Annotated in this window: 22 protein-coding genes; 8 read left to right on the top strand and 14 right to left on the bottom strand. The window is 62.7% G+C overall.

Going from position 1 to position 22,002, the window contains the following annotated elements; all coding sequences use genetic code 11:
* Nucleotides 1-9 precede the first annotated feature (9 nt).
* Both ACFVSI_RS04355 and ACFVSI_RS04350 read right to left on the bottom strand, forming a co-directional pair.
* Nucleotides 10-582, bottom strand: coding sequence for a hypothetical protein (locus ACFVSI_RS04355; protein WP_387820091.1), 573 nt, complete (start codon nucleotides 580-582; stop codon nucleotides 10-12).
* Nucleotides 583-591: 9 nt separating this feature from the next.
* Nucleotides 592-1,932, bottom strand: a complete 1,341-nt coding sequence (locus tag ACFVSI_RS04350; RefSeq protein WP_387820089.1) for an MATE family efflux transporter — start codon at nucleotides 1,930-1,932, stop codon at nucleotides 592-594.
* 41 nt (nucleotides 1,933-1,973) lie between these two features.
* Between ACFVSI_RS04350 and ACFVSI_RS04345 the strand changes: the two genes are divergently transcribed.
* Both ACFVSI_RS04345 and ACFVSI_RS04340 read left to right on the top strand, forming a co-directional pair.
* Entirely contained in the window at nucleotides 1,974-2,540 is a 567-nt protein-coding gene (locus tag ACFVSI_RS04345) for an antibiotic biosynthesis monooxygenase (protein WP_274258593.1), read from the top strand.
* A 68-nt stretch (nucleotides 2,541-2,608) separates the two neighbouring features.
* Nucleotides 2,609-3,043: a DoxX family protein gene (locus tag ACFVSI_RS04340; protein ID WP_387820087.1), complete on the top strand. Its 435-nt coding sequence runs from the start codon at nucleotides 2,609-2,611 to the stop codon at nucleotides 3,041-3,043.
* 84 nt (nucleotides 3,044-3,127) lie between these two features.
* Here ACFVSI_RS04340 and ACFVSI_RS04335 read toward each other — a convergent pair whose 3' ends face one another.
* The 5 genes from ACFVSI_RS04335 to ACFVSI_RS04315 all read right to left on the bottom strand — a co-directional run bounded on the left by ACFVSI_RS04335 (nucleotide 3,128) and on the right by ACFVSI_RS04315 (nucleotide 8,084).
* A complete protein-coding gene (locus ACFVSI_RS04335; RefSeq protein ID WP_387820085.1) occupies nucleotides 3,128-3,829 on the bottom strand; it encodes an HAD-IA family hydrolase in 702 nt (233 codons plus the stop codon).
* A 13-nt stretch (nucleotides 3,830-3,842) separates the two neighbouring features.
* Nucleotides 3,843-4,886 carry an NAD(P)-dependent alcohol dehydrogenase gene (locus ACFVSI_RS04330; RefSeq protein ID WP_387820083.1) on the bottom strand — a complete coding sequence of 348 codons (1,044 nt, stop codon included), beginning with the start codon at nucleotides 4,884-4,886 and terminating at the stop codon, nucleotides 3,843-3,845.
* 28 nt (nucleotides 4,887-4,914) lie between these two features.
* The gene (locus tag ACFVSI_RS04325) at nucleotides 4,915-5,811 is read right to left on the bottom strand and encodes a carbohydrate ABC transporter permease (RefSeq protein WP_387820081.1); all 897 of its coding nucleotides are present in this window, start codon (nucleotides 5,809-5,811) and stop codon (nucleotides 4,915-4,917) included.
* A complete protein-coding gene (locus tag ACFVSI_RS04320; RefSeq protein WP_387820080.1) occupies nucleotides 5,808-6,668 on the bottom strand; it encodes a carbohydrate ABC transporter permease in 861 nt (286 codons plus the stop codon). The genes ACFVSI_RS04325 and ACFVSI_RS04320 overlap by 4 nt, the downstream gene beginning before the upstream one ends.
* Before the next feature lie 81 nt (nucleotides 6,669-6,749).
* Entirely contained in the window at nucleotides 6,750-8,084 is a 1,335-nt protein-coding gene (locus ACFVSI_RS04315; protein ID WP_387820078.1) for an ABC transporter substrate-binding protein, read from the bottom strand.
* Between the two features lie 145 nt (nucleotides 8,085-8,229).
* On the opposite strand from ACFVSI_RS04315, the gene ACFVSI_RS04310 reads away from it, so the two are divergent.
* Nucleotides 8,230-9,171, top strand: a complete 942-nt coding sequence (locus tag ACFVSI_RS04310) for a sugar-binding transcriptional regulator (protein ID WP_387820076.1) — start codon at nucleotides 8,230-8,232, stop codon at nucleotides 9,169-9,171.
* Nucleotides 9,172-9,179: 8 nt separating this feature from the next.
* Here ACFVSI_RS04310 and aztD read toward each other — a convergent pair whose 3' ends face one another.
* Nucleotides 9,180-10,487, bottom strand: a complete 1,308-nt coding sequence (gene aztD, locus ACFVSI_RS04305) for a zinc metallochaperone AztD (protein ID WP_387820074.1) — start codon at nucleotides 10,485-10,487, stop codon at nucleotides 9,180-9,182.
* Nucleotides 10,488-10,595: 108 nt separating this feature from the next.
* Between aztD and ACFVSI_RS04300 the strand changes: the two genes are divergently transcribed.
* The gene (locus ACFVSI_RS04300; protein ID WP_387820072.1) at nucleotides 10,596-11,570 is read left to right on the top strand and encodes an acyl-CoA thioesterase; all 975 of its coding nucleotides are present in this window, start codon (nucleotides 10,596-10,598) and stop codon (nucleotides 11,568-11,570) included.
* 19 nt (nucleotides 11,571-11,589) lie between these two features.
* Here the strand turns inward: ACFVSI_RS04300 and ACFVSI_RS04295 are convergent, their stop codons facing one another.
* The 6 genes from ACFVSI_RS04295 to ACFVSI_RS04270 form a co-directional block, all read right to left on the bottom strand.
* Nucleotides 11,590-12,327 (bottom strand): VOC family protein, encoded by a 738-nt coding sequence (locus ACFVSI_RS04295; protein ID WP_387820071.1) that lies wholly within the window; start codon nucleotides 12,325-12,327, stop codon nucleotides 11,590-11,592.
* Nucleotides 12,328-12,494: 167 nt separating this feature from the next.
* Nucleotides 12,495-13,502 (bottom strand): YhcG family protein, encoded by a 1,008-nt coding sequence (locus ACFVSI_RS04290; RefSeq protein WP_387820069.1) that lies wholly within the window; start codon nucleotides 13,500-13,502, stop codon nucleotides 12,495-12,497.
* A 272-nt stretch (nucleotides 13,503-13,774) separates the two neighbouring features.
* Entirely contained in the window at nucleotides 13,775-14,431 is a 657-nt protein-coding gene (locus ACFVSI_RS04285; protein WP_144660418.1) for a GntR family transcriptional regulator, read from the bottom strand.
* Between the two features lie 137 nt (nucleotides 14,432-14,568).
* Complete coding sequence (locus ACFVSI_RS04280; protein WP_387820067.1) at nucleotides 14,569-15,564, bottom strand: transketolase family protein; 996 nt, start codon at nucleotides 15,562-15,564, stop codon at nucleotides 14,569-14,571.
* Nucleotides 15,561-16,451, bottom strand: coding sequence for a transketolase (locus ACFVSI_RS04275; RefSeq protein WP_387820065.1), 891 nt, complete (start codon nucleotides 16,449-16,451; stop codon nucleotides 15,561-15,563). Before ACFVSI_RS04275 ends, ACFVSI_RS04280 begins: the two co-directional genes overlap by 4 nt.
* A 63-nt stretch (nucleotides 16,452-16,514) precedes the next feature.
* Nucleotides 16,515-17,852 (bottom strand): MFS transporter, encoded by a 1,338-nt coding sequence (locus tag ACFVSI_RS04270; RefSeq protein WP_387820063.1) that lies wholly within the window; start codon nucleotides 17,850-17,852, stop codon nucleotides 16,515-16,517.
* Between the two features lie 204 nt (nucleotides 17,853-18,056).
* Between ACFVSI_RS04270 and ACFVSI_RS04265 the strand changes: the two genes are divergently transcribed.
* From ACFVSI_RS04265 to ACFVSI_RS04250, 4 genes are read left to right on the top strand one after another with little or no spacing between them, the layout of a single operon-like run.
* Nucleotides 18,057-18,899 carry a sugar phosphate isomerase/epimerase family protein gene (locus tag ACFVSI_RS04265; protein WP_387820061.1) on the top strand — a complete coding sequence of 281 codons (843 nt, stop codon included), beginning with the start codon at nucleotides 18,057-18,059 and terminating at the stop codon, nucleotides 18,897-18,899.
* A 25-nt stretch (nucleotides 18,900-18,924) separates the two neighbouring features.
* Nucleotides 18,925-19,698 (top strand): SDR family NAD(P)-dependent oxidoreductase, encoded by a 774-nt coding sequence (locus ACFVSI_RS04260; protein WP_387820060.1) that lies wholly within the window; start codon nucleotides 18,925-18,927, stop codon nucleotides 19,696-19,698.
* Nucleotides 19,699-19,729: 31 nt separating this feature from the next.
* Nucleotides 19,730-21,466 carry a dihydroxyacetone kinase family protein gene (locus ACFVSI_RS04255; RefSeq protein ID WP_387820059.1) on the top strand — a complete coding sequence of 579 codons (1,737 nt, stop codon included), beginning with the start codon at nucleotides 19,730-19,732 and terminating at the stop codon, nucleotides 21,464-21,466.
* Between the two features lie 13 nt (nucleotides 21,467-21,479).
* Nucleotides 21,480-21,938 carry a ribose-5-phosphate isomerase gene (locus tag ACFVSI_RS04250; RefSeq protein WP_387820058.1) on the top strand — a complete coding sequence of 153 codons (459 nt, stop codon included), beginning with the start codon at nucleotides 21,480-21,482 and terminating at the stop codon, nucleotides 21,936-21,938.
* The last annotated feature ends 64 nt before the right edge of the window (nucleotides 21,939-22,002 follow it).

Genomic DNA, 22,002 nt, shown 5'->3' with positions numbered 1-22,002 from the left:
GTCCAACTACTAGTTTACGGCCTCCGGAGAAGCGCCGGGCGCAGAGGTCCTGGCATCGGTTCGGGCATCATGCCGGAGCGACAAGCCGGAGAGCATCCACAGAACCCCGGAGAGAATCGCGCCACCGCCGGAAACACCCAAAAGGGCGTGCGCGCCCAGCGAAGTGAAGAATGGCAACGCGATGGCCGTACCCACCGAGATGATCCCCGAGATAAGCCAGTCGCGGGCCAGGGAATCGCGCTTTTTGAGGCCTTTCATGAACTCCAGGAGCCCGAGCACCAGCAGCGCGAGCATGGCGGAAAGGGCCACCCCTTCATCGGACTGCGTGACCAAAGCGGCCACGCCGCCCGAGGCCACCACCACGGCCACGGCCGTAGGCAGCGCACGGGACATCCACACTGCCGCCGCTGTTCCCAGCAGATACAGGCCGACGGCCCACGCAAGCACGTGCACCGACGGCGAACTCCAGAAGATCGTCACCAGGCCGAACACCACCGCAACCGTCGCGCGGATGAGCACTGGTTTCCACGGCCCCGCCGGAAGGGCAGACGGGGTTTGGGCAGGAGTCGCTGGAAGAGTCACCCGTCCAGTTTAGTGCGAACCCAGCACCATCCACCGATCGGTCCGCGCCCGCAGCCCCAGCGTCACCGCCCGCGCCAGCATGTAGCCCAACGCGAACGCGGCCCACAGCCACAGGAGCCCCGCTTCGCCGTCGGGCCTTAATTGGTGGACAGCCACCAGCAGCGGCAAGTAGACCGCCAGATTGACGACGCCGGCAATCGCCAGATAGCGCGCGTCGCCAGCGCCGATGAGGACACCGTCCAGGACGAAGACGTACCCGGCAATGGGCTGCCCCACCGCAAGTACCCAAAGCGCCACAGTCAGGGCCGAGCGGACACCGGAGTCGGAGGTGAAGATATACCCGGCCCAGGGAGCCGCGACGGCCAGCACCGCTCCCGTGATCACGCCGAATCCCAGACCCCATCGGATCATGGTGCGCGTCAGTTCGCGGGCCTTGGCGGCGTGGCGGGCCCCCAGCTCCTTGCCGATCAACGCCTGCGCCGCGATGGCCAAGGCATCCAAGGCAAAGGCAAGGAAGGAGAAAATGGTCATGGCCAACTGATGCGCCGCGAGGTTGACCGCGCCTTGTGCCGTCACCACCAGTACCGTTGCCAGGATTGCCAGGCGGAGGCTCAGCGTGCGGAGCATGAGCCAGGAACCGACCTTGGTCATGGCCCGGATGCCATGCCAGTCGGGCTTCAGGGAAACGCCGTGCTGCCGCGCGTTGCGGCCCACCATCACCAGATACACCGCCGCCATGGCCCACTGGGCGATGCTCGTGCCGATGGCGGAGCCCGCTACGGACAGGTTCATGCCGTACACCAGGAACCAGTTGAGGGCTATGTTGAGCGCGAAACCGGCCGTCGCCACTAGTAGGGGGGTGCGTGTGTCCTGCAATCCGCGGAGGACACCAGTGCCCGCGAAGACCAGGAGCATCGCCGCCAGACCGGGCATGGACCAGCGGAGGTAGTCGACGGCAAAGCCCTGCACATCACCGGTCGCGCCCATGAGGCCAACAAGGGGTTCAGCTGCAACAAAGCCGACCACAGCGAGCAGCAGCCCCAACAACAATGCCAGCCACACGCCGTCGCGCCCTGCCGCCAAAGCCTTGCCCAGCTTCCCGTCGCCGATCGCGCGGGCGACTGCCGGCGTCGTCGAATATGCAAGGAAGACCATAAGTCCGACGGCTGTGTGCAGGATGGTGGACGCCAGGCCGACACCGGCCAAATGGTCCACCCCCAAATGCCCCACGATCGCGGAGTCGGCCAGGAGGAAGAGCGGCTCGGCAATCAGCGCGCCGAAAGCAGGTACGGCGAGGCGAAGGATTTCGCGCGCGTTCGAGCGGGCGGGAGCGATTGTGGTTTGAGGCACTAAACAAGCCTAGTCTGCCGGGGGCCGGGTACATTTGGGCCGTGTCATATGAGCATCCCGTCACTGTTTCCGTCGCCCGAACCATCCTCCCGGGCTACACCCGCCAAGCCAACGCGTGGGCCCACGCCGGGCAGGAACTCGCACGCGAGTGGCCCGGCTACCTGGGATCGGGCTGGGTCCGCAACGGCGTCGACTCCACCGAATGGCACATGCTCTACCGCTTCGCCGACGCTGAGTCGCTGCAGGCATGGGAGGACTCCGAGGAGAGGCGCTGGTGGATCGACAGTGCCAGGGACATGATGGAGACAACCCGCGTGGAACGACACACGGGCATCGAAGGATGGTTTTCGCAGCCCGGGGACGTCTCGGTCGTGGTCCCTGAGACCGTGGTCCCGCCGCGCTGGAAGCAGGCCATCAGCATCTTCCTGCCGTTCTTCCCGCTTAGCCTGTTGGCCAATTTCCTCCTGCACCCGGTGACGCAGAACTGGCCGCTGGTGTTTGCGGTGCTGCTCAACATCGTCATCCTGACTCCCCTGATGACGTACATTTTCCTTCCGGTGACAACCCGGCTGCTTCAGCCGTGGCTCCAGGCGAAACCTCGTAAGTAGCTGGGAATTACTTGGATGCGCGCTGTGATTAGTTGACACTTCAACTAATCACCTGCAAGGGTTGAAGCATGAACAAGTCCAGCTTGACCACCACAGCCCTGACCATCCTGCGCGTCATTGCAGGATTTCTCTTCGCCGCGCACGGTTGGCAGAAGTTCAACGAATTCACCATCGCCGGAACCCAGGCGTCCTTCACGCAAATGGGCGTTCCGGGCGCTTCCGTCGTAGCCCCGATCGTCGCAACCCTGGAACTTGTGGGCGGCATCGCCCTGATCCTCGGACTCCTGACCCGCGTTTTCGCAGCACTCCTTGCCGTTGACATGCTGGGGGCCCTGTTCCTGGTGCACGCCCCGGCCGGCATCTTTGTAGGTAACGGCGGATACGAGCTGGTGCTGCTCTTCGCCGGTGCGGCCCTTGCCCTGGCATTGGCTGGCGCGGGTCGCCTCTCCGCGGATGCAGCGCTCTTTGGTCGATCCGGTTCGAAGCTCCGCGTCCTGGCGTAGGCCCCTCTGGCCCTCTCTCACATCCCACCCCCTTCACCCGGACGCTCTATCACTCCCCTGGCGGAAGTGATAGAGCGTCGGCGTTTAAAGGGTGGGATGTGAGAGAGGGCCCAGGGCGTGCAGGCGCACCCGAAGGCTGCCGTCCGTCCCCACGATAACGGCGACGTCGGCCAGTGAGGTGACGACGGCGTCGGCATGGGGTTGGAGCTCCGCCGTCGTCGCAGTACCCGGAAGGCCGACCGTCAGGCAGCCTGCACTGCGGGCTGAACGCAAGCCGGCGACGGTGTCTTCAAAAGCAACAGGCGGCACGCCGTCCCGCGCCCAACGCGTACCGGCACGGTAAGGCTCGGGGTCGGGCTTGCCGCGCGTAACGTCGTCACCCGTTATCAGCAGTGCGGGGGCCGTAATCCCCCCGGCAGCCAACCGTGCTTGGGCTACCAGGCGTGCGGCAGAGGTCACCACCGCACACCGGTCGCCGGGAACTGCAGCCAACAACTCAAGCGCCCCAGGCAGCGGTGTTACCGGGGCCCGGGGGTTCTGCTCAATTTCGCTGAGCCGGAGGAGGGCAGCAGCTATCCGTTCTTCAGGTACGAATGACGCAGCCAAGTCCCGCGACGTGCGTCCGTGAAACGACTCCCCGTCAGGAATGGTCACCCCTTCCTCTACCGCCCATTCGTGCCACGCCTGCTCCACCGCCGCGATGGAGTCCAGGAGCGTTCCATCCATATCGAAGAGAAACTCGCTGACTTCCCATTCGATGGCCCTTTTGTTGTCAATCCGGTTCAAAGCGATCGTCCTGCTACCGCTTTGTCTGCGGGACGGGGATGACCATGGTTTTGATCGCCATAGGGTCCTTCTTTGCCTTCATCAGGGACTCTTCAACGTCCTCCAACCCATAGCGCCCCGTGACGATGCCTTCCACATCCACAGCTCCCGAGGCCAACAGCGCAATTGCCGTGGGCCACGTATTCACATACCGAAACGTCCCGGTCAAAGTGATCTCGCGGTGCTGGATCATGGCGATGGGAACATTCAGTTCATCCCCTCCCATCCCCACCAGACATGCGGTCCCACCCCGTTTGACGGCGGGGAAGGCGGGCAAGATCGCCCGAGCGTTGCCGGAAGCATCAATGTAAACGTCAAAATACTCTGCATAGTCGTCCAAACCGCTCGTGGTGGGGTCAAGTGCCAAGTCCGCCCCGTGGGCCACGGCAAAGTCCCGACGGTGCGCGATCGGGTCGCTGATGACTACCTCACTGGCACCCAACGCCTTGGCGACCTGGACATTCATGACCCCAATCGGCCCCGCACCAGTGATGAGAACTTTGTCTCCGGCCTTCACACCTGCCCGCCGGCCTGCGTGGACGGCCACGGACAGTGGTTCGAGAAGGGCTGCTTGCTCGTCGGAGATTTCCTCAGGAACGGCATGCGCAAAGTCGTCGTCGACAATTACGTACTCCGCGAAGGAGCCGTCAACGGGCCAAGCCCCGTAAAACAAGATGTCCCGGCACAGGTGATAGCGGCCCGTCTTGCAGTAATCGCACTTCCGGCAAGGAGTCTGCGGTTCAACCGCCACCCGTGTTCCTACACGGCTGCTGTCGACGCCAGGCCCGACGGCGACAATCTCACCGGCCGTTTCGTGCCCCAGCACGATGGGACCTTCGACGACTATGTCGCCGATTGAACCAGTTTCGTAAAAATGGGTATCCGAACCGCAGACCCCCACCGCCGTCACGCGGACAAGCACCTGGCCCGGTTGCGGCTCCGGAACTGCGACTTCCTGAAGTTCTATGGTCTTGGGCGAGGTCAGGACGCTGGCGCGCATGGTTGCAGGGATTGACATGTTTATGTCCTTTCGAGGTGGGGTGTGGTCAGCCCTTGACCGTGCCGGCAGTGAGACCACCGACGATCCAGCGCAAGGAGAAGAGAGCAAAGAGGATTCCAGGGACCATGGAGACGACTGTGGCCGCCGCCATCGGACCCCAGTCAATGGACTGGTAGGCGATGTACTGCTGAATGCCCGTGGTGACTACCTGGGTGTTTTTGCCGCTCAGAACAAGTGGCAAGGTGTAGCTGTTCCACGCCCAGATGAAGGAAAGCATCAAGCTGGCACCCAGACCCGGTGCGATCAACCGGAACAACACGTGCCGGAACGCCGTCCAGCGGCTTCCCCCGTCCATGGCAACCGCTTCTTCCAGTTCGACAGGGAGATCTTCGATGAAGGAGCGCAGCATCCACACGAGCATCGGCAGCGTCACCAGCTGGTAAGCCAGGATCAGGCCCAGATAGTTGTCGTACAAACCGATCTTCTGGAAGATCAGGTACAGCGGAAGGATGATCAGCAGCTCCGGAGCAAAGCGGAGGGACAGGATGCTGAACGCGATGTTCTCCCGGCCCCGGAACTTGAAGCGCGCCAGGGCGTAGGCAGTCGGCAGGCCAATGAGCAGGGTCAGCACCAGCGAGCCCAGCGTCACTATCAGGGAGTTCACGAACGGCGTCATGAACGCGCTGCCACTGAGCACCTTCACGTAGTTGTCCAAAGTTGGAGAGAACAGGAACTTCGGCGGATAGACCACGATGTCGCCCGGCATTTTGAAGGACATCATCAAAATCCAGGCAATCGGCGCCAATGCGAACACGGTCCAGAGTGTCAGGACGGCGATGGCCGCTGCGCGTCGGAGCTTCCTTGACCTTTCCCGGCGGGAGGTGGCAGGCGCCGGCGGAGTCCTTCGGGTGCTTACCGCAGGCTCGACAACTGTGCTGCTCATGAAAATGCCTCCTTACGACGGGCCTTGAGCAGGAAAAAGGAGATGAGGTAGCAAAGAAGCCAGAGGACAATCAAAGCTGCCATCGCTGCACCGAAGTTCAGGTTGCGAATGCCATCCAGGTAGGCCATGACATGCAGATTGGTGGTCGCATCCACAGGTCCGCCCTTGGTGGTGGTGTAGATAATGTCGAACATCTTCAGCGAGTCGATGCCCCTGAATGTGATGATGACTACCAGGACGGGCATGAGCATCGGCAACGTCACCGACAAGAAGTTTCGAACCGGCCCCGCGCCATCCATGGCGGCAGCCTCACTGAGTTCCTTGGGGACGCTCTTGAGACCTGCTTGCGCCAATAGCACCACGAACGGCGTGAAGATCCAGACGTCGATGAGGACAACAGACCAGAGGGCGCTGTCCGGTCCGTTCAGCCAGAGCAACTTCTGGGACCCCACTGCCTCCAGCAACCAGTTCACAACACCGTTTTCGGTCAGCATGACCTTCCACATGAGAGCCGCGACCACCGGAGGCAGCAGCAACGGGAGGACTATCAGCAGCCGAAAAGAGTTTCCAATCCGGCCCACGTAGTTAAGGAGCATCGCCAGGCCTATCCCGAACAAGCATTCAAGCACCACGACGACGACCGCGTAGCCGAGTGTGATGCCGATTGCATGCAGGCCCTCCCCGCTTGAGAAGAGATTGAGGAAGTTCTCTCCCCAGTTGGGCACGGGCGCGCCCCGGTTGAGCCGGTACGAGGTGAACGACCACCACGCCCCGGTGAGGAACGGGTAGAGAATCGCCACCAGCAGCGCCAGGGCGGGTAAGAGTAATAGGTAGGGAAGAGAAGGTTTGTGTTTCATGGGTTCCCTTGGTTGATGCAACTCTGCCCTGCGGCCGGCGCGGCAGTACGCCTCCAAGGACCGCGGGAAGTGTCGGCAGGGTTACTTGATAACGGCGTCGATCTTCTTTGCGGCGTCATTGAGGGCGTCCTCGACGGACGCCTGGCCCAAGATGGCGGACTGGATTGCGGTGGCCCAGATGTCGCCTGCGTTCGTCCAACTGGCCGACGGCGAATACGGCCAGGACGCGTACTTCGAGAGGATTTCAGTCCACGTCTTGTTGTAGTCGCCCCAGCCGGCGGTGGCTTGGACCATCTCCGGGCTGTTGGCCACCGACATACGGGTTGGATTCATGTTTCCTGCTGCGATGGCGGAGGTCAGGAGTTCCTTGGAGGTAGCCCATTGCATGAACTGCCAGGCTGCCCCTTTGTTTTTCGACGACGAGTTCATTCCCAGCGACCAGAGCCACATGCTGGAGGAGCGGCCTTTGGGACCCTCGGGCGGCAGGGCGTAGCCCACCTTGCCGGCGATCGCGCTTCCCTTTTTCTCAAAATCCGGAGCCATGTGGTCGGCGTCGATGTAGAACGCCGAAGTACCCGCCAGGAAGTCCTGCTGTGCCTCGTACCAGGTGTAGGTGCTGGCCGCCTTGGGCGCCGTCTTCATCAGCTCCACCCACTTGCTGGTCGCTTCAATGCCCTCGGGAGAGTTGACGGTGGCTTTTCCATCGGTGATGTCCTTGACGCCGTAGGCTCCGGCGAAGGTGGAGAAGGGGTTCAGCGTGGGGTAGGTCTTGTCGCCGCGGCTGACGAAGCCGGAGATCTTCTTCCCACCGAAGTCGATCCCGTTGAGCTTCTGCGCTGCGGCGATGAGCTGGTCGATGGTTTGCGGTACTTCGACGTTGTTGGCTTCAAGAATGTCCTTGCGATAGAAGAGCGCGTAGCCTTCCTCGTTCGCCGGGATCGCCCACAGACCGCCTTTGCCTGCACCTCCGAAGTTGGTCTTATCCCAACGCTCAGCGCTCAACAAAGCTGGAAAGAAGTCGTTGATGTCGTAGTCAGGAGCAGTGTGCTTGGAGTTGTCCACCCAGGGCTGCAGGTCCTCGATCCAACCGGCGGCTGCGTACTGGTAGTTCATGGGCTGGGACGTCATGAAGACGTCGTAGGCACCGGAGCCCGACTGGAGTTCAGTCAGGATCTTCACCATGTAGTCGGATTCACTGAGGGTTTCAAGGTTCACCTTGATTCCGGTCTTCGTCTCAAAGTCACTCAGCTGCGGCTTGATCGCTGCAGAGAGCGGGTGCTCGCTCATCAAGAGATTGAGGCTTTTTCCTTCGAAGTTCCGCCAGCCGAATGAATCGACATCGGCTGTGGAATCCGCTCCGCCTCCAGGCGAGCAGGCGGCGAGAGTAGCCGTAGCGGCTACTGCAGTCACTGCCATTTGCATCACGGTGCGACGGCTTGGGCGGAAACGCTGAACTTCCATCATCTACTCCTTGGACTCGCGGCAACCCTGCGGCGTCGGTGCCACTGGGTGTAGATGAAAGACTAATGAGAGCGCTCACAACCTGGTCTATGATGCTCAGGTGAGCAAGGAATTGAGCATGGAAGAGCAGCTGCGCCACGTTTACGCGGCCATGCAGCACCTGAAATTCGGCCGGCCAACAGTGGACATAGCCGAGGAATTGGGGATTTCCCGTTTTGCCGTTGGTCGGATGGTGAAGTACGCCCGGGAGCAGGGGCTGGTGGAAGTCACCCCACGACTCCCCGACCCCATTGACGCCACCCTTTCCAAGGCGCTGGCCTCTTCCTATGGCTTGGAATCGGCCATTGTCTGCATCCCGGCAGCTGAGGGTGACAAGGCCGCCCGCGCCGCTATCGCCGCCGTCGCGTCGAAGCTCCTCTCTGACCTCATCGAAGAAGATGACATCTTGGGGCTCGGGCCGGGCCGGACCATCCTGGAGACCTGCGCGCGGATACAAACCGCACCAAATTGCGACTTGGTGCAGCTAACGGGCGTCGCATCGACGGACGATGACAATCTGGAGGTCATCATGGAGTTGCGCCGAGTGGCCCAAGGACGGATGTTTCCGCTTCATTCGCCCGTCATAGCGACTGATCCCGTCGCGGCGCAGGTCATCCGGAGCCAGCCCGGGGTTCGTCAGGCTTTGAAACGGATGGACTTACTGGATAAAGCCGTTTTCACCGTGGGTGGGTGGCCCCACAGTTCGCTCCTGGCCAGCCTTCTGGACGAGACGGGCGAGCTCGGCCCACTGATCGAACAGGGCGTCGCGGCAGAAATCGGAACCACCCTCCTGGACACCCATGGCAAGGAGCTTCACCTTCTTGACGGCCGCATGATCGGCATCACCACACAGCAACTGGCTTCCGTACCGCTCAAAGTGGCCCTAGGAGGCGGGCCCGGCAAGAAACGAGCTGTGATCGCGGCCCTGAAATCAGGACTGGTGGATACCCTGGTCACCGACGTGGACACCGCCAAGGCTGCACTGGCGGCCGTCAAGAAGTGAGGCAGGAACTAACCAGTCACACCGGTGAGTTCGTTCGGGGTGTGCTCAAGCTTCGCCGACTTGGCCACTTTGCCCGCTTTCAGGTCCACAGCGTGAAGTGACTGCGTCGCGGGTTCGGTGACATACGCCGTCGAGCCCTGGACGAAAAGGGTGGGCCGAGGGTCCTGCCACGTGGCCGATTCCTCCCAGGGCGCCACTACCGGAATGGTTGCCGTGACCGCGCCGGAGAGTGGATCGATCACCCGGAGGCCGCCATCGGTGCCGAGTACCAGTGCTTCGCCTGCGGGGCCGCGGCCCAGCGAGCGGAACGAATAGCTGGTGCCGATGTCCACGAGCTGCAGGGCGGCCGTTTCGGTGTTGACCAACGAGATCCGCGTGGGCCGTTCAGGCTTGGCGGCCTTGTCCACCTTGTAGTCGCCCAGGATTACGGGCGATTTTTCCGACCCGGCCTGGTTACCCAGGCGGCCGTAGGCGTCGGGGCTGGCTACCTTGGTGATGGCGCCGTCCTTGTAGATAAGCATGCCGTTCTCGCAGCCGACCACCACGGCTTCACCGGCAGCGACCGCCTCACCGTGGACACCAGGGCAGTCCTCGTTGCGGAGGATTTCCTGGCGGTCCTGGCCCTTCCCCGCAGAGAGCACGGCGATCCCCGACCGGCTTTCCTCGTTGCCGAGCGTCACCAGCAGCTTGCCGTCTTCCAGTTCCACCGCCACGCCGTGATGTGCTTCGGGTGTGGTGTAGACATCGGTGGCGGGCAACTTTCCGTCTTCCACGGCGGCACCCAGAGCGGAACTTTTGAAGCTCTCCACCTTGCCGGATCCGTCGCTGAACAGCACGGTCTTGCCGGCGTGCAGCACCACGTGGCCAGCCTTGTCGGCTTCGAAGGCAAAATCGGTCAGCGCGGGCTCGGCGACGTAGTGGTGGCTGTGGTCCCCGTGCGGTTCCGACCAGGCTCCTGCGTCGAAGAGGCGGAAGGCGTCGCCGGTGGAGACGAATACATGCCGACCATCGCCAGCGGGGTTGAGGCGGTTGAAGCCCGGCAGTCCGGCGCCCCCCACTTCGGCGAGGGAGGCGGCGTCGAGGACTCCTATGCCGCCGTCGTGCGTGTAAACCAAGCGGGGCGTCGGCGCGCCAGCCTCTTTAGGGCTGGGCTTCGAAGCGGACGACGGCGACGCGTCGCTCGCGCTGCCGGCAGAACCGCCGGGTGCGGCGCAGGCGGTAAGGAGAAGGGCGGAAAGCCCGACGGCGGCAAGCGGCGTTGCGCGAAGGCGACGCTTTCGGGCGGGCAAGGTGACAGGGATTGTGTGATGATGCATGCGTTAAATGATATTGATTCTCATTTAGAGAGCAAATGCCGCTGTTCGGGTACTCAGCGGCGCAGTCTTAGTCACGTAACAGAAACACGGCGCCAGTAAACTTCGAGCATGAGCGAGTCCCCCTCGAATTCCGTGACCCTCCGCTTCCTTGCAGCCCCCATGGACGTGGGCCACAGCGGATCCGTTGACGCCGGCACCGTCCTGGAGTGGGTCGACAAAGCCGCCTATGCAGCGGCCGTGGGATGGGCCAAGTCCTATTGCGTCACGGCCTACGTGGGCAACATCCACTTCACTGATCCCGTGAACAGCGGCGACATGGTGGAGGTAACATCCACCATCGTCTATACCGGCCGCTCCTCCATGCACATCCACACAGTGGTCAGCTCCCACGACCCCAAGGGCGGCCCCGAGACGATGCACAGCCAGTGCATGGTGATCTTTGTTGCCGTCGGGCCCGACGGGAAGCCGATCCCTGTCCCCCAGTTCGAGCCCTCCACGCCTGCTGAGATCGAGGCCCGCGATCACGCCCTGGCACGCATCGAAGTCCGTGAGCAGATCGTCAATGCGATGAACGCGCAGGAATATACCGACGCCGGGACCGCCGAGCGCGTCACACTGCGGTTCATGGCGTCCCCCACTGATGTGAACTGGGGCGGCAAAGTCCACGGTGGCATCGTGATGAAGTGGATCGACGAGGCCGCGTACGTTTGCGCCTCGCGCTACTGCGGCAAGGACACCGTCGCGGTGTTTTCCGGGGGCGTTCGTTTTTACCGGCCGCTGTTGATCGGTCATGTGGTGGAAGTCGAAGCCCGGCTGGTGTACACCGGCGCGAAGGGCATGCACATCGCGGTCCACGTTCGCTCAGGCGATCCCAAGACCCGCGAGATGAACCTGACCACGTACTGCCTCACTGTGATGGTGGCGCGCGACGAAACCGGTACGGCCGTGCCGATTCCGGAGTGGGTTCCCGTGTCTGATGAAGACAAGAAGCTGCACGCACATGCCCGCGAACTACTTGAAATCCGGGGACGGGCGCCCGGCAACCGACTGCCGGATCACTTGCTGAAGGCGGCCGGGCGGTAGTCGCCTTGGGCCGCGCTGGCTAGCGGGGCGCCAGCACGCAGAAGTCATTTCCCTCAGGGTCCCTAAGACATTTCCACGGGACATCCCCTTGGCCAACGTCGGCGTCATGGGCCCCAAGGGAGTGCAGCCGGGACACCTCGGCGGCTTGATCGTCGCCGGGGTAGGGCATCACGTCGAGGTGGATACGGCTCTGTAGAGCGTCCGGGTCCGAGGTTTTGAGGAGCTCGAGGTAGGGGCCCACGCCTTTGGACGACCTCAACCTCGCATGCTCATCGTTGACCTCGTGCAAGGTCCAGTCCATGGCCTCACTCCAGAAATCGGCCATGGCCCTGGGATTGTCGCAGTTGACTACCACCGTGGCGATGGGACCCGCGTCCTGGTAGATCGGCCGTGGCTCGAGGACACAGAACAAGTTGCCTTCAGGATCAGCCATCACCACCCACGGCACGTCTCCCTGGCCGATGTCGGCGAGCGTCGCTCCGAGTCCCTTCAGACGCTCGACAAGCTCGCGCTGGTGGGCGGCAGAGGTGGTGGCAAGGTCCAGGTGGACACGGTACTTCACCGTCTCAGGGTCCGGAACAGTGACCACGTCCACGCACACGGCCGTGGGGTCGGGCCACGTGAAACCAAGTGGTTCCACATTGGTGACGCCGGGTCCCTCGCTGGAAACACCCCAGCCGAGGGCGTCAGCCCAGAATTGCCCGAGGGCCGAATCATCCCGGGCCTTGAAATTCACTTGAACCAAACGCAGTGCCATGGTTCACACCCCCAATATGCTGGCAGATTCTTGATCTGTGGCTTCAGAGACAACGCTTCTGAAGTCGAGCATAGGGCATGCGAGAGCGACATCCGGATGACGGCCCGGGAGACCCTCAGGAAACGTGCCACCAGACCTTTCTACAAACCTTCGGCGCGGTGCCGTACTCAGTCGCGCTTACCAGACCCGGTCACAGTTCCCTGCTCAAGTGCGGCGGTAATTGCTTCTGGAGATGGCAGAGCTGCCCTCTCTTCCGGCGGAAGAGAATCGTACGTGTAGGAGCTCACGGCGACCGGCTGGGATGAACCGTCGAGCGCGTACCTCACTGTCGGCTCATGCTTGGAGCCGCAAACCAGAATTCCGACTGTGGGGGCCATGCCCGGGAACTTCACTAAGTCGTTGACAGCAGCCACGTAAAAATTCAGCTGCCCGAGGTGTTCGGGTCTGAACCTGCCGGACTTCAGCTCCACGACCACAAAGCGGTTGGTCGGCACGTGAACCAGGAGAAGGTCGATGTAAAAGTCCTCACCGTGGGCATCGAGATGGAATTGCCGGCCATAAAAGGCAAATCCCAGGCCAAACTCGGCGAGCGTCTGAGACATCCGCTGGGTCATCGCCTCCTCCATGGCCAACTCCTCGACCTCCTTCGTCAGCCCCAGGAAGTCGAAAACCAAAGGATCCTTGGCCACACTTCGCGCCAATGCTGCTCCATCTTCGGAAAGACGTTCTTTGAGGTTGTTTGGCGCTGCACCCGCTCTGCGGTGCAGTCCAGTCGTTATCTGGTGCTCGAGGACTTCAAGCTTCCAATTGAGCTCGCGTGCGTGTTCCGCATACCAGTTGCGGATCTCAGGGTCCTTCAGCTTAAGCAGTTCAATGATGTGTCCCCACGGCAGCCCGCCGACCCGCGCCCGGTCGCCAGGGTCGGACAGATCCCAGGCCGCTGCGAACCCTCGCATGTAAAAGAGATTGGAGCGCGAGAAGCCGCGCATGTGCGGAAATGCTGCTTTAAGATCCACTGCCAGCCGCTGGAGAATCTTGGCACCCCACGGCTGAGCTGCCTGCCGTTCCAGGATTGCGGAACCGATCTCCCAATACATCTGGACCATGGCATTGCTCGCGGCCTGCTGCGCGCGAACTTGTGCCGAGCTGACGAGCTCCTTCAGGGACACGAGCATACTGGCGTAGCCATTGGGTAGTTCAGGACTATTATGAGGCACGCCTCCAACATAGAGTCTGGGTCTGACAGTATAATCCGGATCGATTGCCCGGGATTAGTCCAAAGAACTTTGGACTAATCCCGTTCCCGACCCGAATGCGCGAGCCTACGTTCGTTCCTGGATTCGGTCCGGCACCTTGCCAGTTGTCCGCAAAGCCTCACATATGGAACAGGCTGGACCTCAGCATCCCTTCAGTTCGGGAGCCCCGACAAAAAGCGGTTCGAACGGAACTACCCCACCAAATTCTCGGCAGCGCCATTCATGTGCTCGATGATCGTTTCCCGTGCCTTCGCAGCATTCCCGGTCTCGATCGCTGCAACAATGTCATGATGCCGCCCGACACTCATGTTGCGCGTCGCGCGTTCCAACCCGGCGAACATGATGGACATCCGGATGGAGCCTTCCAGAGATTCCCACGAATGCAGCAACGTCTCGTTTCCGGACAGCCGGCACAGCGTGCGGTGAAATTCGAGGTCCGATTCGATGCGCTCCTCAAGTGAGGATTTCGCGGCTTTGTCCATATTTTCGACGGCGGCACGCAATTCTGCGAGGGCGGGCTCCTTGTCCGGCATGTCGCTCAGGGTCCGGGCGGCAAGGGATTCCAGCACCCCACGGACAGCGAAGATGTCCCGGATTTCCTTGACGTCCAAGTGCCGTACGGACATGCGGCCACGCGGTCCGGCGGAGATCAACCCTTCCTGTTCCAGCTGACGGAGGGCTTCTCGCAGGGTGCCCCGGCTGATCTGGAGCATTTCGGAAAGCTCGGTCTCCACCAGGTGCCGCCCCGGCTCGAGCTCGCCGCTGGTGATCGCGGTGCGTAGGGCTGCGAGCGCTTGTTCGCGAAGGCTCTTTTTCTCCAGTCCCAGCAGGGAGGCTGTGGCGGCCATGGTGTGTCCTCGGTTCTATTGGCAACTGCTGACAGTCCGTTGTTAACTGTCGATACTACGGGCGCACGGGTTTTTGTACAGCTAATGACCCTTAGAGGCGGTTTTAAGGGCATTAGCTGTACAAAAACTCCAAGGGGTTAGGCGAGTTCAGCCAGCACCCTTGCCACGATCCGGTCGACGGACAGTCCGTATCGTTCGTGCAGTGTCGGCAGCGCGCCGGCGTCGAGGAACTGGTCTGGAAGCGCGATGGGAACCACGCGCTTGCCCAGGCCGGCACTTACGACGGCGGAGGCAACAGTTTCGAACAAACCGCCAACAACGGTGTGGTTCTCCAGCGTCACGGCGAGGCGGTCCGTGTTCAGTTCAGCCAGCACAGTTGCCGAGTCGAAGGGCTTGATCGTCGGAGTGTGAACCACTGCCACGTCAACGTTGTGGGCAGCCAGGGCGTCCGCGGCCTGCAGGGCGCGCATGGTCATCAGGCCTGAGGAAACGAATACGACGTCGTTGCCGCCGCGCAGGATCTTGGCTTTGCCGAGCTCGAATGTGTAGTCGTACTCATCCAGGACGGTCGGCACGTTGCCGCGGAGAAGGCGCAGGTACGTAGGGCCGTCCGAGGCGGCGAGCTGCGGCACGGCCTGCTCGATGTCCACGGAGTCGCAAGGGTCCACGATGGTCAGGTTGGGCATGCCGCGGAAGATCGCCATGTCTTCGGTTGCCTGGTGGCTGGGCCCGTAGCCCGTGGTCAGGCCAGGCAGGCCGCCGACGATGTTGACGTTCAGGTTGGGCTCGGCGATGTCCAGGCACAGGAAATCGTAGGCACGCCGGGCTGCGAACACGGAGTAGGTGGACGCGAACGGAACCAGCCCGGTCTCAGCCATGCCGGCGGCTGCACCGAACAGGAGCTGCTCGGCCATGCCCATTTGGAAGAATCTCTCCGGGAAGGCCTTCGCGAAGATGTGCATGTCCGTGTACTTGCCCAGATCCGCGGTCAACCCGACAATCGCAGGGTTGGCTTCCGCGGCTGCCACCAGAGCGTGCCCGAACGGGGCGGACGTGGTCTTCTGGCCCGGGTCGGCGAACGAGGCGATCATGGCCGAGGTCTTCAGCTTCGGCTTTGCCGTGGTGGTGCTCATGCTGAGACCGTCCCTTCGTATCCTGCAGTCAGCTGTTCGCGGCAGATCTGCCATTCGTTTTCTTCGATGCGCATGAAGTGCGCCTTCTCGCGGGTCTCCAGCAGTGGCACGCCACGGCCCACCTTGGTGTCGCACAGGATCACGGACGGCCTCCCGACCGGACCGGAAACCGAGGCGACGTTGTCGAATGCAGCCAGCAGCGCACCGACGTCGTTCCCGTCCACCCGCTGCGTGTACCAACCGAACGATTCCCACTTCTCCGTCACCGGCTCGGTGCGCAGCACCGTGTTGGTGGCGCCGTCGGCCTGGAGGGCGTTGATGTCCACCATGGCGATGAGGTTGCCCAGCTGGTGGTGGTGCGCTCCCATGGCCGCCTCCCACGTCGAACCTTCATCCAACTCACCGTCGGAAAGGAAGTTGATTACCCGCGAAGCCGAACCCTGCGCCCTCAGTCCGAGGGCCATACCCACTGCGATCGTTAGGCCGTGGCCCAGGGAACCGCCGGAGATTTCCATGCCCGGCGTGTAGGTGGACATGCCCGACATCGGTAGGCGGGAATCATCCGAACCGTAGGTTTCCAGCTCGGCAACCGGGACGATTCCGGCTTCAGCCAGCGCCGCGTAGTGTCCGATCGCGTAATGGCCCGTGGAGAGCAGGAAGCGATCCCGGTCCTCCCAGTGAGGGTTTTCGGCCTGGTAGCTGAGCTGGTCGGCGTATACGGCGGCGAACATGTCCGCGGCACCCAGCGCCTGACCGACGTAGCCTTGGCCTTGGACCTCACCCATGTTCAGGGCGTGGTGGCGGATGCGATAGGCAGCAGCGCGGATACGCTCGACGCGCTCGGCGGCCGGCAAAGCGGGCGCTGCTTCTACTGATGAGAGAGACACTGGATTCCTTCCGGAGTCGGGCGCGTACCGATGGGGAGAACGCGCCCGACGTCGAGTGGTTGCTTAGGCGTTTACCGTCTGGGGAGTTTTGCTGGCGGCTTCTTCGGCGAGCTGGCGCTCACGCTTACCCCAGGTTTCCTTGGTGACCAGTGCGGCCCACAGACCGATGGCGCCATAGATGCTGAAGAGGGCGGCAGGGCCAACCCAACCAAAGCTCACAAACAGCAGCGTGGTGATGAAGGGCGTAAAGCCGGAGACCATGGCGGAGATCTGGTAGGCCAGCGAGGCACCGGAGGAGCGGGTCTTGGCCTGGAAGAGTTCCGGGAACCAAGCGCCCTGGGCACCGGCGAGGGAGTTCTGGCACACGGCGTAGGCGATCACGATGGTGGCGATGATGAAGATGAAGAGACCGGTGTTGACCAGGAGGAACATCGGGATGCCGAAGACAACAGCGAACGCGGTGGACCAGATGTAGACGGGCCGGCGGCCTACCTTGTCGGTCAACTTGCCCCAGGCGTAGGTGGCGAAGATGCCGATGGCGGCCGCGATGCACAGGGCAACGAGGGTCTGGGTCTTGTCTGCGAGTTTGGTGCTGTGCAGGTACGAAATCATGTAGGTCACGGAGACGGCGTAGCCTGCGGTTTCGGCGATGCGGAGGCCGATGCCGCGGACGATGTTGCGCCAGTCGGTCTTGATGACCTCCACGATGGGGGACTTCACAATGTCACCCTTGTTCTTGACGTCCTCAAAGACCGGGGACTCGGGAACCTTGGAACGGATGATCAAACCGACGGCCACCAGCAGGATGCTCGCCAGGAACGGTACACGCCACGCCCATTCGTTGCCGAGGCCAACACTGAAGAGGAACACGAGGTTGGCCAGGAGCAACCCGACGGGGAAGCCGGCCTGCACGATTCCCGTGAACTGGCCCTTCTTCCGCCACGGTGCGTGCTCGTAGCTCATCAAAATGGCGCCGCCCCATTCAGCACCGAAAGCGAGGCCCTGGATGATGCGGACAAGGACCAGGAGCGCGGGAGCCAGAAGGCCAACCTGCTGGTAGGTGGGTAGCAAGCCGATAGCAAAAGTTGCCAGGCCCATGAGAATCAGCGAAGCCACCAGCACCGGCTTGCGACCGAGTTTGTCGCCAAGGTGGCCGCCGATAATGCCGCCCAGCGGACGGGCAGCGAAGCCGACGCCGAGGGTCGCGAAGGAGGCCAGGGTGCCAGTTACCGGGTCGGCGCCCGGGAAGAAGGCCGTACCGAAGTACAGCGCAGCGGCGGTTCCGAAACCGATGAAGTCATAGGTTTCGATGACTGCGCCTACGCCTGAGCCGACGGCGACGCGCTTTGCTTCCTTGGTTCCATGAACCGGACCACGCATGGTCAGAGCTTCATTGCTCATGAGTGTCTTTCCCTTTCAAAAGTGCGGTGCTTCTTCGGCAACCCCACTGTCGACAGTCAACATAATACGTCAACTGTGACCGAGACCACCAGCAATGTCAACAGTCAACTTGGGAGGTTGACTGTTGACAGTTAACGGAGCTAACGTGGTGTCCATCACTAAGGCCCTTCTCCGTCGAGGGGCTCAACTTGAGGATCAACGACGATGTTTCATCACCGACTGGGCTGTTCTTCCATCAGCTTTCGACACCAGGATCTCGCCGCCGCCCTGCACACCATGCGCGGGCTCGGCTTCGAGGAAATTGACCTGGGCGCCCTCCCCGGCGTCTGCGACCACGTGCCCTACGTACTTGACGCCAAGGCAGTCGAGGCGGTTGCCGCCGTCGTGCGTGATTCGGGCCTCCGCGTCCGCTCGGTAAACGGCGACGTCGGCGACCTGAACGCAACGCTCGACGCCGGTGCCGCGGAAGCGCGGGAACGGCACCTTGGGATGCTGCTCAGCTTGGCGGAGAAGACCGGCGCGAAGGCGCTTGTCCTCCCGTGCGGAGCGATCGACCACGATCCTCTGCGCAGTTTGGAAGAAGACATAGACGCTGTTGCTTCGCAGCTGATCCACGCTTCGGAGCGGGCCAAGGAGTTCGGCGTCGAGCTGTGGACCGAGTCCCTCCACTACTTCCGGCTTTGCTGGAACATCGAACGCGCGCAGCTGCTCGCAGACCGCCTGGCCGGTTCCGACGTCGGAATCGTCATGGACTTCAGCCACATCGTTGCCTCCGGTGGCGACCCCGCGGACTTCGTTTCGCGTTTCGGCGAGCGCATCACCCACGTGCACCTCCGCGATGCGGCGGCTGCCACTGACACGCAGCCCGGGAACATCAATCTCAGCATCGGCAACGGCCAGGCGGACTTTGCCGCGGGGCTTTCAACGCTGAGGGCCGTTGGCTACACCGGCCACTTCTCGCTGGAACTCGAAACGCGCGACGTCACCCACGACGAGCGACCGGCTGCCGCCGCCAAAGCCGGCAGCTACATCTCAGACCTCATCTAACAACCACCAATTTTCAAGGAGCACCATGACCACCATCCAGCGCACCGCCGTCCTCACCGGAGCCACCTCAGAGCGTGGCATCGGCCTCACCACCGCGCGCCGCTACGCCGCCCAGGGATGGGGCGTCGCCATCCTGGACCTCGACGGCGAGAAGTCCGCCAAGGTTGCCGCCGAAATCGGCAATGAGTTCAACGTCCCCGCCTTCGGTTACGAGATCGACGTCGCCAACGAAGCTTCCGTCGCAGCCGCCCAGGCAGCCGTTGCCGCGGAGGTTTCCAGCGGTCACCTTCCTCCGGTCGGCGCCTTGGCAAACATCGCCGGAATCACCTCCCCCATCCCCTTCCTGGAGACCACCCTGGAGCTGTGGCACAAAGTGATGGACGTTAATGCCACCGGCACCTACCTGGTGACCAAGGCATTCCTGCCGGACATGATCGCCAACGGCTGGGGCCGCATCGTCAACATGTCATCTGTCTCGGCACAGCGCGGTGGTGGCGTGTTCGGCAAGGTTCCCTACTCGGCAGCCAAGGCAGCCATCCTCGGATTCACCAAGGCCTTGGCCCGTGAAATCGGAGAAACCGGCGTGACCGTCAACGCCATCACGCCCGGCGCGGTGGACACCAACATCCGCGTGGGCAGCACTGAAGAGCAGGAAGCCGCCATCAACGCCGGCATTCCCTTGGGCCGCAATGCCACTACGGAGGAAGTGGCCGCCGTCATCACGTTCCTCTCCTCCGAGGATTCCGCGTACCTCACTGGCACCACGATCGACATCAACGGCGGCAGCCACATCCACTAGTCCCGTTCTTCGAGGAAAACCAGGACCCACCATGACCAAAATCTTCAACGATCCCGCCGACTTCGCAGATGAAGCGCTTGCCGGCTTCTGCGATGCCCACTCGGACCTCGTTCGCCAGGTTGAGGGCGGAGCGGTACGACGCAACCGGCCGACTACGCCAAAGGTCGCCGTGATCACCGGCGGTGGCTCGGGCCACTATCCCGCATTCGCCGGCATCATCGGCCCGGGTTTCGCTGACGGTGCCGTGGTGGGCAATATCTTCACCTCGCCCTCCACCCAGCAGGCCTACTCCGTGGCGAAGGCTGCCAGCTCCGGAGCCGGGGTGGTGTTCACCTACGGCAACTATGCCGGGGACGTCATGAATTTCGGAATGGCCAGCGAGCGCTTGAACGCTGAAGGCATCCGGGCGGAAAACGTGCTGGTCACGGACGACATCGCCAGCGCTCCCCTTTCCGAGATCGAAAAGCGCCGCGGAATTGCCGGCGACTTCGTGGTCTTCAAGGTCATGGGTGCTGCCGCCGAGGCCGGACTGGATCTTGACTCCGTGGTCCGGTTGGGCCGCAAGGCAAACGAGCTCACTCGCACCATCGGAACAGCCTTCGGTGGCTGCACGTTCCCGGGTGCTGATGCCCCGCTCTTCCGCCTTCCCGAGGGACAGATGGGCCTGGGCCTTGGCATCCACGGCGAACCCGGCCTGTTCGATACCGAGCTGCCCACCGCCGTCGAGCTTGGCCGGGAACTGGTGCGACGCGTTCTGGAAGAGGCTCCTGCGGGCGGTTCGAGGCGGCTCGCGGTGATCCTGAACGGCCTGGGTTCAACCAAGCACGAGGAGCTCTTTGTCCTCTGGCGCACCGCGGCTCCCCTGCTTCGTGACGCCGGCTACACGCTGGTGATGCCGGAGGTTGGCGAACTGGTGACGTCCTTGGACATGGCCGGCGCATCGCTGACGCTCACGTGGCTCGATGACGAACTGGAGCAGTACTGGACTGCCCCGGCGCTGACGCCAGCGTACCGTCGGGGTGCTGTGGGCTTCGACGTTGCTGTCTCCGAGGACGCCTCCGAGGATTTCGTCACGGAAGCGGCCCACTACTCCTCCACAGAGGCTTCCCGCGCCTACGCGGGTCAGTGCATTGGTGCTTTGGAGACCGCGGCCGCCCTGCTGCGTTCTTCCGAAACCATGCTGGGCGACATGGATGCCATAGCCGGCGACGGCGACCATGGACGGGGTATGGTCCGCGGCTCGGCGGCATCCCTCGAGGCTGCTGCGGCCGCCTTTTCCGCGGGCGCCGGCGCTGGTTCGGTCCTGATTGCCGCTGGAGACGCCTGGGCCGATAAAGCCGGCGGCACGTCGGGCGTCCTGTGGGGTGCCGGGCTGCGCGCTTTCGGTGAACGCTTGGGAGATGCGGAATTCCCGACGCCGGAGGTCCTCACCGAGTCTGTCCGTGCCTTCGCTGACCGCATGGCGAGCCTTGGAAAGGCGGAGATCGGCGACAAGACCATGATGGATGCGCTGCTGCCGTTTGCCTCCTCGCTGGAGGAGGGTGTGGCTGCCGGTAGGTCCTTGGAACACGCGTGGGCAGCGGCCGCGGCTGATGCAACAACCGCCGCTGCGTCCACCGCGGACCTTCGACCCCTCAAGGGCCGGGCCAGGCCACTGGCCGAGAAAAGCATCGGCACGCCGGATCCCGGGGCGACGTCGCTCGCCATGGTGTTTGCCGCCGTCGGACCCCATTTCACTGCAGTTCCCGTAGCTGCCGCCAACCACTAGGAGAACCACCACCATGCGCATCATCGTGGGCGCCGACGAAGCCGGCGTTGACTACAAGGACCGAATCCTGGCCGACCTCCAGGCCGACTCACGGATCACCGAAGTGATCGATATCGGAGTCCATCGTGACGATGCGGACTTCTCACGCCCGTATCCCTATGTGGGTATCGCGGCCGGTGAGATGATCCGCGACGGCAAAGCCGACCGGGCCATCCTGTTCTGCGGTACGGGAATCGGTGTGGCCATTGCTGCGAACAAGGTGCCGGGAATCCGGGCAACGGCGGCGCACGATTCGTTCTCCGTGGAACGCTCCATTCTGTCCAACGACTGCCAAGTCCTCACCATGGGCCAGCGCGTTGTGGGCGTGGAGCTTGCCCGTCGGCTGGCGAAGGAGTGGATCGGCTACGCGTTCGATCCGTCCTCGGGGTCGGCAGCAAAGGTCAAGGTGCTGAGCGACTTCGAGGGCTGCTAGGGGCCGTATGGTTACTCGGCCCTTCCCGTCCTCGACCTCCGGGAAGGAAACCATGGTTTAGACG

Origin of the sequence: Paenarthrobacter sp. NPDC057981 (assembly GCF_042886835.1) — a bacterium.
Taxonomy (GTDB): Bacteria; Actinomycetota; Actinomycetes; order Actinomycetales; family Micrococcaceae; genus Arthrobacter.
The sequence above is the reverse complement of the archived record's forward strand: the minus strand, read 5'-3'. Positions and strand labels throughout refer to the sequence as shown.

Coding starts and splice junctions, on each gene's coding strand:
- ACFVSI_RS04315 (WP_387820078.1), bottom strand. CDS start 8,084: ATGGCAGTGACTGCAGTAGCCGCTACGGCTACTCTCGCCGCCTGCTCG.
- ACFVSI_RS04285 (WP_144660418.1), bottom strand. CDS start 14,431: ATGGCCGCCACAGCCTCCCTGCTGGGACTGGAGAAAAAGAGCCTTCGC.
- ACFVSI_RS04255 (WP_387820059.1), top strand. CDS start 19,730: ATGACCAAAATCTTCAACGATCCCGCCGACTTCGCAGATGAAGCGCTT.
- aztD (WP_387820074.1), bottom strand. CDS start 10,487: ATGCATCATCACACAATCCCTGTCACCTTGCCCGCCCGAAAGCGTCGC.
- ACFVSI_RS04250 (WP_387820058.1), top strand. CDS start 21,480: ATGCGCATCATCGTGGGCGCCGACGAAGCCGGCGTTGACTACAAGGAC.
- ACFVSI_RS04295 (WP_387820071.1), bottom strand. CDS start 12,327: ATGGCACTGCGTTTGGTTCAAGTGAATTTCAAGGCCCGGGATGATTCG.
- ACFVSI_RS04265 (WP_387820061.1), top strand. CDS start 18,057: ATGTTTCATCACCGACTGGGCTGTTCTTCCATCAGCTTTCGACACCAG.
- ACFVSI_RS04300 (WP_387820072.1), top strand. CDS start 10,596: ATGAGCGAGTCCCCCTCGAATTCCGTGACCCTCCGCTTCCTTGCAGCC.
- ACFVSI_RS04270 (WP_387820063.1), bottom strand. CDS start 17,852: ATGAGCAATGAAGCTCTGACCATGCGTGGTCCGGTTCATGGAACCAAG.
- ACFVSI_RS04340 (WP_387820087.1), top strand. CDS start 2,609: ATGAACAAGTCCAGCTTGACCACCACAGCCCTGACCATCCTGCGCGTC.
- ACFVSI_RS04280 (WP_387820067.1), bottom strand. CDS start 15,564: ATGAGCACCACCACGGCAAAGCCGAAGCTGAAGACCTCGGCCATGATC.
- ACFVSI_RS04325 (WP_387820081.1), bottom strand. CDS start 5,811: ATGAGCAGCACAGTTGTCGAGCCTGCGGTAAGCACCCGAAGGACTCCG.
- ACFVSI_RS04330 (WP_387820083.1), bottom strand. CDS start 4,886: ATGTCAATCCCTGCAACCATGCGCGCCAGCGTCCTGACCTCGCCCAAG.
- ACFVSI_RS04290 (WP_387820069.1), bottom strand. CDS start 13,502: ATGCTCGTGTCCCTGAAGGAGCTCGTCAGCTCGGCACAAGTTCGCGCG.
- ACFVSI_RS04260 (WP_387820060.1), top strand. CDS start 18,925: ATGACCACCATCCAGCGCACCGCCGTCCTCACCGGAGCCACCTCAGAG.
- ACFVSI_RS04320 (WP_387820080.1), bottom strand. CDS start 6,668: ATGAAACACAAACCTTCTCTTCCCTACCTATTACTCTTACCCGCCCTG.